At 34.3% G+C, this 11,553-nt stretch carries 5 protein-coding genes; 1 reads left to right on the forward strand and 4 read right to left on the reverse strand.

Features of this window, described 5'->3' with window-relative positions; translation table 11 throughout:
* Window positions 1–9: 9 nt before the first annotated feature.
* The 4 genes from ACHZDT_RS02325 to ACHZDT_RS02340 all read right to left on the reverse strand — a co-directional run bounded on the left by ACHZDT_RS02325 (window position 10) and on the right by ACHZDT_RS02340 (window position 7,102).
* Entirely contained in the window at window positions 10–1,047 is a 1,038-nt protein-coding gene (locus ACHZDT_RS02325) for a glycoside hydrolase family 43 protein (protein ID WP_394773052.1), read from the reverse strand.
* A 250-nt stretch (window positions 1,048–1,297) separates the two neighbouring features.
* The gene (locus tag ACHZDT_RS02330) at window positions 1,298–2,470 is read right to left on the reverse strand and encodes a 1,4-beta-xylanase (protein WP_394773053.1); all 1,173 of its coding nucleotides are present in this window, start codon (window positions 2,468–2,470) and stop codon (window positions 1,298–1,300) included.
* 77 nt (window positions 2,471–2,547) lie between these two features.
* The gene (locus ACHZDT_RS02335) at window positions 2,548–4,074 is read right to left on the reverse strand and encodes a RagB/SusD family nutrient uptake outer membrane protein (protein WP_394773054.1); all 1,527 of its coding nucleotides are present in this window, start codon (window positions 4,072–4,074) and stop codon (window positions 2,548–2,550) included.
* Window positions 4,075–4,093: 19 nt separating this feature from the next.
* Window positions 4,094–7,102, reverse strand: a complete 3,009-nt coding sequence (locus ACHZDT_RS02340) for a SusC/RagA family TonB-linked outer membrane protein (RefSeq protein ID WP_394773055.1) — start codon at window positions 7,100–7,102, stop codon at window positions 4,094–4,096.
* Between the two features lie 387 nt (window positions 7,103–7,489).
* Here ACHZDT_RS02340 and ACHZDT_RS02345 point away from each other — a divergent pair, with 387 nt between their 5' ends.
* On the forward strand, window positions 7,490–11,443 hold the full coding sequence (locus ACHZDT_RS02345; RefSeq protein WP_394773056.1) for a two-component regulator propeller domain-containing protein: 3,954 nt from the start codon (window positions 7,490–7,492) through the stop codon (window positions 11,441–11,443).
* Window positions 11,444–11,553: the final 110 nt, after the last annotated feature.

Raw genomic sequence — 11,553 nt, forward strand, 5'->3', positions numbered from 1 at the left:
TAATTTTTATCACTTTTTTGTCAAACCAAATTTCTTCACCAAGCCGTCATATTCTTTTTTTGAAATGGTAATCATGCATCCATGACGTACTTTTTCAGGGAAACTGTATTTGTCCCAATCGGCAAAAAAGGTGTAACCTGAGGCTTGAAACCAAGGTCCGTTGAGATTATCTGTGATGGATAATCCGTAGGAAACGCCCGGATATTGTTCGTAATACATGTACCATATTTTATCATCAGGAGAAGGAATCAGCATTGGCGCTTCTCTAAAGTTGGGACTGATAGATTGCTGGGGCAAAGAATAAGGTCCTAAAAGTGATTTTGATTTTGCAATTCGGATGGTTTTTCCGGTTGTCCAATATAAAGTTGGATAAGTTTCATCTTTGATTACGGCGTAATACGAATCGCCAACTTTACGAATGAAAACATCAATGGTTCCCATATCCCAATCGAATAATCGTTTTGGTGTTCCTTCGAAAGTTTTTAAATCTTTAGACAAAACATACAACGTTCGCTGACTTGCCCAATATCGTTCCGGATCTTCTTTTGTGCCATCAAGATGTGGCGTATGCCAGGTCATGATAAACTTTTCTGAATCTTTGTCGTAATATAATTTTGGCGCACCAATTCGCTGTAAAGCATTCGAATAATCGGGTGTACTTTTTAAATCCGGCGTATAATCAGAGTGTTTTTTCCAGGTAATTAAATCATCCGAAACCCAAATGTTGATTGTTTTTGCATCGTCGTCGGTATTTCCTGCGATGTAATATTTTCCGTCCGGTCCTTTGCAGATATCCGGATGTCCTTTATAATCTTCAAAAACTCTTTTTCCGCTGTTTAAATTTTCCCAATGCAAACCGTCAAGACTTACGGAATAATACAATCTTCCGTAATCGTTGTGCGTCATGTGCGCAAAAAGATAGGCTTCGTTTTTAGGTTTTTCATTTCCTTTGACTTGTCCCGGCGGATCTGGCTGTTGCGCATTCGCAGAAAATCCTACAAGAATTACTACTAGAAAAAAAAGCTGTTTTAACGTATGTTTTTTCATTGCTATTAGGTTTTTATTTATTGCCCACGGATTTTACGAACGAAACGGGTTTTCGCTGATTTTTTTTATGCATTTTAATTGTGATTATTGGTAAATCCGTAAAATTTATTGCCCGCTGGTGTAACGGATTAGACGGGTTTTCACTGGTTTTTTTTAATGGTTTTAATTAAAATCTTCATTTTTTAAATAATCATAAAATTAATCTGTGATAATCAGTTTAATCCGTACAATCCGTGGGCAAATAAGTTATCTACTTCTTATTCGCTTCAGACGTCATTTTCTTAATCAAATCTGTTTCTGCTTTTATGTAAGGCGTTCCGTCATTTTTAAGTACTTCGTGAAACCAAAGTTTCGGTTCAGCATCGTATTTTTTCGTCCAGCTGTCCCAAGCATATTTGGTTTGTGTTTTTCCGTCAACAAAACCCCAGTTGATCATTCCAACATTGTACTTTTTTGCGATTGGTAAAAAACCTTCAAAAGTGCTTCCGTTTGGTCGTGCCATATATTCTGTACACAATAAAGGTTTTCCGTAACGCTGTAATTGTTTGATTACTTTTTCAAAATCTGCTGGCGTGTTATAATTGTGAAAAGAAACCACATCAGATTGTTCGATCTGCATTTTGTGCATTGGTTTCATCTTTGTTTCATCGCTCCAATCACCAACCCAAACTCCGGAAGTTAATGGCTGAGAAGGATTGCTTTCTCTTGCCCAAACAAAAACATTTTTTAAAAGTGGCAAAATCAAATCGACTTTGTTTTTTATTTCGATTTTTTCGTAAGATGGTCCCGTCATATTATCCGGTTCGTTCCATACATCCCAACCTAAAATACGTTTATCATCTTTGAACTTGGCAACGGTTTCTTTTACATATTTCTCTAAACGAGGATATTGTGTTGAATCCTGCAAAACTTTTTGCCCCGGACTTTGTACCCACCCTGAATTGTGTGTAAATGGTTTTGGCGCACGTTGTTTTCCTAAAGCAGGAAAAGGATCCCAGCAGGAATCAAATAAAACAAATAGTGTTTTGATATGATGTTTATCTGCAATTTCAAGAAATTTGTCCATGCGTTTGTAGAAACCTTCGGCATCTTGCTGATGTAATAAATCGTGGAGGTAAACGCGCATAACATTCATGCCAATACCTTCTGCCCAACCCAGTTCCTGATCAATTCTTTTGGGATCAAATGTATCTTCCTGCCACATCTCTAACTGATTTATAGCTGTGCTAGGATAATAATTTGCGCCTACTAACCAAGGTTGTTCTGCATACCATTTATTGGCCTGATCTTTTGTCCAGATTTCTCTTTTTTCAACCGCAGTTGTTTCATTTTTATTTTCTTCGGTAGTATTTTTTTTATTGTTGCAGCTCAACAATACAAGTCCTGCCAACATTAATGTCAGACACAATTTTATTTTTTTCATTATAAATTTTGTTGTTATGAACGATCGTTCTTTAATAAGGGAATCAGATTTATTTGATCTGATTCCCTTTAAAATATTTAATATTGGTCGTTTTGATCTAAGTTTGGATTATTATCCACTTCAACCTGCGGAATTGGTAATCTTTGATTTTTACCTACTTTAAAGTTTTTGAAATCAGGATCACGAACCGCAATTTTATCAACAGAAGCCTGGGAATTTAAATCTCCCCAACGTTTTAAATCTTCCCATCGAACACTTTCTCCGGCTAATTCTAAAACTCGTTCTGTTTTTAATCTTTCCAAAAATTTATCGTGATCGTTTCCTATTTCAGGATGAGCCAACGCCAGAGTATTCATGTTTGAACGTGCTCTTACTAAATCCACATATTGGTAAGCATCTGCAGTATTTCCTAATTCATTCAAAACTTCGGCGTAGCGCAATAAGATATCGGCGTAACGAACCAATCTGTAATTTACCTGATTGTAATAATCTTCGTTGTTTCGGTAATAATCACGGCTTCCTTTTCTAAACCAGGCTTCGTCATTGCCCCACTCCCAGTTTTTACCATATGTTTTGTCTCCAAAATCTGCTAGTAAATCAGGATAGTATAAAGTATATCTTAGTCTCGCATCCAGATTTCCGTCTTTATTTTTTTCTTGTTTAAATGCATTTACTAACCAGAAACGAGCTTGTCCATCTGACCATCCAATTCCTCTTGGTGCAAAAAACTGACTGCGATTACTAGAAACTGCAGCGTTTTGATCTTCTCCTGTTCCTCCTTTTCTTTGATCTCCAAACTGAATTTCAAATACAGATTCGCTGTTGTTTTCATTTACATCTGTAAAGTTGTCTCTGTAATTTGCAGCTAGATTGTACTTTGCTCCGGCACCATTAATTAAATATTCTAAAGCACCTTTTGCCTCAGTCCATTTATGCTGTTGCATGTATACTTTTGCTAAAAATGCTTTTGCTGCACCTTTATCAGGACGTCCGGTTTGGTCACCTGACCATGAAGCAGGCAAATCGGTGAAAGCCTCATTTAAATCTTTTTCAACTTGTGTCCAAACTTCGGTTACATTTTTTTGTTCCGGCAAATCTGCTGGTGTAGACGGCGTTAAAACAAGCGGAATGTTTTCCCAAAGAATTGCGGCGTAATAGTAATGTAAGGCTCTGAAAAATTTAGCCTGAGCCAAAATTTTCTTTTTATCATCTTCATTTTGAAAGGTAATATTAGGAACATTTGCCAAAACCTGATTACATCTAAAAACGGCTTTGTACGTATCTCTCCATGTTACTGCATTTCCTTCCCAAAAATTATAATTGATATAATTGAATCTTGTCCAGTCTGCTAATTCTGTCCAGGGGCTGTTACTAAATCCTTCATCAGATGTTAGGTCCAGACGGAAATACATCCATCTTGCCCATAATCCATCTTTATAAAACATGGCGTAAATAGAATTAACACCTGCTTGTGCATCACTTTCAGTTTTCCAATATTGATCTACTGTTATATCATTTGGGCTGCTCAGATCCAATTCGTTTTCACAGGAGGATGCAAAAAACAGACCTAGAAAAACTACGGTTATTATGATTATTTTTTTCATTATACTATTTTTTAAAAAATTAAAAGCTAAACTCAACACCAAAAGAATATGTCTGAAGATTTGGGAATGCTCCGTTATCAACACCTCTTTCAAAAATATTACTGTTTGTAAATTCAGGATCTAAGCCTTTGTATTTTGTAATTGTAATAATATTTTGTGCTGATAATGTTAATCTTGCTCTGGTAATTCCAGATTTATTCAAGACACTTTCTGGCAGATTATAGCCAAACCCAATGTATTTAAGTCTGATAAAATTGCCGTTTTCTAAGAAACGGTCACTATCTCCTCTTGAGTTTAAAGTTGAACCTTTTGTAACTCTTGGAAAATCAGTATTTGGATTTTCAGGTGTCCAGGGCTGTATTCCTGCTCTGTAGTTGCTATTGTCATCAAAACGATCCACAACACTTCTAAATCCGTTGTAAACAGTTGCTCCATGAGAAGCAATCCAGTTCATAGAAAAATCAAAACCTTTGTATTCTGCTCCTGCATTTAAACCCATTTCAAATTCAGGCCACGGGCTTCCCACAATAGCTTTATCATCACTTGTAATTTGTCCGTCACCGTTAACGTCTTTAAAACGAATATCTCCGGGTACAGCATTTGGCATAATTACTTTTCCGTCAGCATTTTTATAGGCGCTGATTTCTTCTTGATTTTGAAACAATCCATCTGTTTGCAAAACATACCACATTCCAACAGGAGATCCTGCTCTGGTCATTGTATTTCCAACGATGTTTTCATTTTGCCCGTTCCCTAAAGAAACCAATTTGTTATTTACTTTTGTAAAGTTTACAGAAGCGTTAAACGAGAAATCGTTGATTTTTTTGCTATAAGCTAATTCTAATTCAAAACCTTTGTTTTCAACAGTAGCTGCATTCGAAATTGGGTTTCCTCCATCATTTCCTGTTGTTAATAAAATTGGGAAACCAAATAATACATCTTCTGTACGGGCAATAAAATAATCTGCCGTAAGACGTAAATCATTATTCAAAACTCCCAGATCTAATCCAAAATTGGTTTGTTTTAGTTTTTCCCAACGCAATTGAGAATTTGAAAGTTTTACCTGAGCTGCAGATGGATATAAAATTTGTCCATTTCCTAAAACAATTTGTCCGAAATTATTAATAAAACTTTTAGATTCATACTCTTTAATATTTCCAGAACCTAATTCTCCATAACTTGCTCTTAATTTCAAATCTTTAATAAATTCAGATTTAAAGAAAGATTCGTTGTTAATTCTCCATCCGGCAGAAAGAGAAGGGAAATTTCCCCATTTGTTTTCATCACTAAATCTTGATGATCCGTCGCGTCTTAAAACAGCATTAAATAAATAACGATTATCATAATTATATTCTAATCTTCCTAAATAAGAGGCTAAAGAAGCTTCGTTGATATAACCTCCAACTACCGGTGAATCTCCCTGATTTAAAACCTCATAGTATTGACCTGTTCCTGAGTTTATTGGAATATTTCTCTTTGTTCCGTAAATTTGCTCATATTTGTCTTTTTGAAAAGTCTGCCCCACTAAAATTGTCAAATCATGTTTTCCAAATTGTTTTTTGAAATTCAATGTATTTTCAAATAATGTCGTTTCAGATCTTCCTTTGTTTTGATCAATAATAGAAGGATCTATTGGCTGATTTAAGCTCCAATTCCCTACTTTTCTTAAAAATTTATACGAATCAAAACTAGTTTCATATCCAAAGTTGAAACGGTATTTTAACCATGAAGTCAATTTTAATTCTGACCAGACGTTTCCTCTGATTCTAAAATTTTCATTTATTGTATTTGCAAAATCAGAAATTGCTAATGGATTTGTACCAAAAGTATCTGCAACTCCTTGTTTTCCATAACCATATCCTCCAGGATTTGCAGCATCATAAAGCGGAATTGTTGGTGTCATTCTATAGACATCAATAATTGGATTTCCGGCCATTTCATCTGTTTTTGAATTACTGATGGCAATGTTTTCTCCAATACTGAAAATTCCTTTAGAACCACTTGAATTTACACGGAATGAAATTCTGTCAAAATCAGTTCCAATAACAGTTCCTTCGTTTCCAAAATAATTTCCTGACATAAAAAACGTTGAATTATCTCCTCCTCCGGAAACGCTGGCGTTATAATCCTGAATCATTCCAGTTTTAAAAACCGCATCCTGCCAGTCTGTATTTACTGCCATGTTAAGATTTTGTCTGGGATATCCGGCATTATCATATGCCATATTATTTAATTTTGCGAACTCTTCAGTTCCTGCTAAATCATATCTTGGCATTGTTGTAAAGCTGGTTTTTGTGGAAACCTCGACTTTAAGCGGACCTTTTTTTCCTTTTTTAGTGGTAATAATAATGACACCATTTGCAGCTCTTGAACCGTAAATTGCAGCTGCCGATGCATCTTTTAAAACCTGAATAGTTTCAATATCATTTGGGTTAAAATCTCGGTTTGCAGATGTAACCAAACCATCAATTACGTATAATGGGTTTGTATTTTGAAGATTTTTTAAACCACGAATTTCAATATTCGCTTCTTGTCCCGGACGACCGCCACCACGTACTTTTACTCCGGTAACTAAACCCTGAAGTCCGTCTGCAACGGTTGTAATCTGACGTTTTTGAATTTCTTCGGCTTTAACAAGAGAAACTGCTCCTGTAAGGTCTTTTTTCTGTTGAGATCCATACCCTACAACCACAATTTCGTCCAGTTTCGTTGCGTCTTCTGCTAAAGAAGCATCTACGGTTGTTTTATTGTTAATCGCAATTTCGATTGTTTTATATCCCTGCGAACTAAAAATCAGTGTTTGATTTGAAGCTGCTTCAATTTTATACCTTCCGTCGAAATCAGTAACTGCTCCGTTTTTGGTATTCTTGATGACAACATTTGCAAACGGAATTGGCTCTCCTGTTATTGAGGCCACTCTTCCGCTTATGGTTATTTGCTGTTGTGCATACGTTTGCTGCACTAATAAACTAAAGAAAAACAAGAGGTAATATCTCTGCTTTAAAATTTGAGTGAACTTTGTTTTCATTGATTTTTCATTTTAGATAGTTTTCATTTTGGTTGGTTTTGTACTTAATTTGTAAAGTTTAGCCGTCTTTTATTCGAGCGGTGTTCCATTTTAAATTGGCTTCTGTTAATAATGTGTTCATTTTAATTCAAAAGTATTAATGACGTTATTTTTTAAAGTTTATTTTATTGATGCTGTATTTTTTAGGCTTAAAAATTATCAATATCATTTATTTAAAAAGTCAAAGTAGATGATTTTAATTCAAAATAAAATGATTTATTTGTGTCAATATCTCTCTCAAATGAGTCAAATTGTATAAAACAGACCAGAAAAACAAAGACTTGCAACATTATGTCGAATATTGACACGATTTGAATATGTTCTGGTTTTATCATAAAAAACACAACTATGCGTAAATTCTTTCTTATTGTATTTTTTTCGATTTTATCGATAAATCTTATTCAGGCGCAAGAATATTATTTTAAACATTTTCAGGTTGAAGAAGGACTTTCAAACAATACCGTTTTAACTTCTTTGCAGGACGAAGATGGTTTTATGTGGTTTGGAACTAAAGATGGTCTGAACCGGTTTGATGGTTATCGTTTTAAAACGTATCGAAGCAATGCAGACCCAATTCACAGTTTAGGAAGCAATTATATTCAGTCTCTTCATGAATATAAAGGTGTAATTTGGGTTGGTACCGATAAAGGTTTATACCAATACAATAAAAAAACCGATGAATTTACGGTTTTAAACGAAGCTATTAATGACAGGATAAACGATATTAACCACGATAAGAATGGAAACATCTGGTTTATTTCGGGAAATATCCTGTACAAATATTCTACGGTAAAAAAAGAAACCAAGACATTTAATCCCAATAAATATTTTGTTGCAACTTCGATTTCACGAGATGTAAATGGACAAATCTGGGCATCTTCATTAAATAAAATCTACCGTTATTCTGAAGAAAACCTTTCGTTTGAAAACATTCCGATTACTCCTCCCGCAGGTTCTACAAATTTTAGGATTACGGTTATTTATGCTTTGGATAAATACAATATTGCGATTGGCACACAAGACGATGGAGTTTTGGTTTATAATATTCATGAAAAAACCACTTTGAATTTACAATTTTCAACCAAAAATCCGGTTTATGTGCGTCAATTTAAAAAGAAAGACAATAATGAACTCTGGATTGCCAGCGAATCAGGCGTTTATGTCTATAATTTGAAAACAAAAGTGAATGTAAATCTGAAAAAAAATTACAATGATCCGTATGCGATTTCAGATAATGCGGCTTATTCTATTACTATTGATAAGGAAAACGGAATTTGGATTGGAACTTATTTTGGGGGAATTAATTACCATCAAAAACAATACACGCAATTCAAGAAATATTTCCCGCAAAAAGGACAAAACTCGATTAGCGGAAGCGCGGTTCGTGAAATTCATAAAGATGACAAAGGTGATCTCTGGATCGGAACAGAAGATGCGGGCTTAAACCGATTTAACCCAAAAACGCAACAATTTACTTCGTATTTACCAAACGGAAGCAAAAGCAGTGTTTCTTATTATAATATACATGCTTTGATGCCCAGAAAAGACAAGATTTGGGTGGGAACTTTTGAGCATGGTTTGGATGTTTTAGATCGAAATTCAGGTGCAGTTATCAAACATTATAGTGCCAATAATCCGTCATGTGGGTTGCGAAGTAATTTTATTTTTTCGTTTTATGAAACCAAAAAAGACGAATTGATCGTGATTACCACAATGGGACTTTATAAATATAATGAGCAAAGCGATACTTTCGAAACCTTAAAAATATTTCCTGAAACGACACATTACACTAATTATAAAGAAGACAGCGATGGCAATTTGTGGGCAGGAAGTTATCGTGATGGTCTGTTTTATTATAATCCGAAGACTAAAAAGAAAGAGGTTTTTATTTATGATTATAAAAATCCAAATGGTATTAGTAATAATTCAATCAATTATATATTTGAAGACAGTGCAAAAAATTTATGGTTTGCCACTGAAAACGGACTGGATTTATTGGATAAAAAAACAAGGACTTTTAAAAAATTCACCACAAAAAACGGATTCCCAAGTAATGTTGTGTATTCGATTTTAGAAGATGATGCCAAAAATTTATGGCTCACGACTTCTAAAGGTTTAGTGAAATTTGGCAAGGACCATAAAACCATTAAAATTTATACAACGGCAAATGGTTTATTGAGCGATCAGTTCAATTATGCATCGGCTTTTAAAGATGATAATGGCGATATGTATTTTGGAAATCTTAACGGAATGATTAGTTTCAACCCAAAGAATTTTACCAAAAACAAATACACGCCTTCGATTTTTATTACCAATTTACAGATTAATAATAAAGATATTGATGCGAACGGCGATGATTCTCCTATAAAACAATCAATTTCTCATATTGATGAACTGGAACTCGACAGCAATCAATCGTCGTTTAATCTTGAATTTGCATCTTTAAATTACACAGCTCCGGAACTTACAGAATATTGGTATAAACTTGAAAACGTAAATAACGACTGGGTTTATCTGGAACGCAACCATAAAGTTTTCTTTACAGAACTGGCGCCGGGCGATTATGTTTTTAAAGTAAAATCATTGAATAGTTTTGGCGTTTGGAGTAAAGAAGTCGAATTAAAAATCAGGATTCTGCCACCGTTTTGGGCAAGTTCTTATGCTTACTTCTTCTATTTTCTGCTAATTTGTGGTTCGTTTTATTATATAATTCGGTATTCGCAAAATTTAACCCAGATTAAGAATAATCGCAAAATAAAACATCTCAACGACGAAAAAGAGAAAGAAATCTATCAGGCAAAAATTGATTTTTTTACCAATGTTGCACACGAAATCAGAACGCCATTGACGTTGATAAAAGGACCTCTTGAAAAACTTTTGGTGATGGAACATCAATTGCCGGAAGTCCCTCAGAATCTTTCTATAATGAAAAAAAATACCTCACGATTATTGAAATTAGTAAATGAATTACTGGATTTTAGAAAGTCGGAAATTGGAGGTTTGAAACTGACTTTTGTTGAAGCAAATATTTCATCAATGGTCAGGAATTTTCATTTAAGATTCAGCCAGTTGATTGAGGAAAGAGGAATTGAATTTGAACTGGAACTGGGCGATAAAGATATTTTTGCTTTTGTGGATAAAGAGGCTTTCAAAAAAATCCTGAGCAATTTGATGAGCAATGCCATTAAATATGCCAAAGACAAAGCCTCGATTACACTTTTCAGGGACGAAAAAAAACTGACTTTAATAGTGAAAAATGACGGCAATATAATTCCGTTTCATCTAAAGGATAAAATTTTCGAACCGTTTTTCAGGGTGGATAATATGGATACAACTTCCGGAACGGGAATTGGGCTTTCGCTGGCGCATTCGCTAACGCAATTACATCACGGAAATCTTCAGGTAATTCCTGATTTAGAAGTCAATATTTTTGAACTTGTGGTTCCGCTGCGTCAGGAAGAAGAATTTATGTTTTATAACGAACCTGAAAATGAAGAAATTGAAACTGAATCTGAACCTATCGAAATCGAAAATAAACAAGAGAAACCACAGCTTTTAATTGTAGAAGACAATGAAGATTTATTGAATTTTATTGCTACAGAATTGTCTTCGGTTTACACTGTTTTAAAAGCATATAATGGCGAAAATGCGCTGAAAATCATTCACAACGAAAATATTCAATTGGTAATAAGTGATGTTTCGATGCCTGTTATGGACGGAATTACGTTGTGTAAAGAAATCAAGGCAAATCTTGAAACGAGTCATATTCCGGTGATTCTGCTTACGGCTAAAAACTCGCTAAAATCTCAAATTGATGGTCTTGGTGCGGGCGCAGATGCGTATATAGCAAAACCTTTTTCGATGGATTATTTAAAAGTTCAGGCTAATAATCTTATCGAAAACAGGAAACAGATTATGAATTATTATGCGAGTTCGCCTCTTTCGCACATTAAAAGTATTGCACACAATAAAACCGACGAGAAGTTTTTGAAAAAGTTGGATGACGAAATTCTAAAAAATATTACAGATCCTGAATTAAGTGTAGAATCTCTTGCAGAAATAATGAATATGAGCCGTTCGACTTTGTATAGAAAAATCAAGGATATTTCGAATTTAAGTCCGAATGAATTAATCAATATCGTTCGTTTAAAAAGAGCCGCAGAACTACTTTTGAATGAGAATTATAAAATGTATGAAATTGCCGAAAAAATTGGTTATAAATCACAGACGAGTTTTGGAAGAAACTTTCAAAAACACTTTTCTATGACACCTTCTGAATATATTGCTAAGAATAAAAATTAACCCATTGGGTACAATTAAGTTAAAAATACAAACTGTATAAATTAGAACGCGGATAAAACAGATTTGCTTTGCAAAAACGCAGATTTTCGCAGATTTTCATATAGAATTTA

The sequence above is a fragment of the Flavobacterium sp. genome (assembly GCF_043722275.1).
GTDB lineage: Bacteria > Bacteroidota > Bacteroidia > Flavobacteriales > Flavobacteriaceae > Flavobacterium.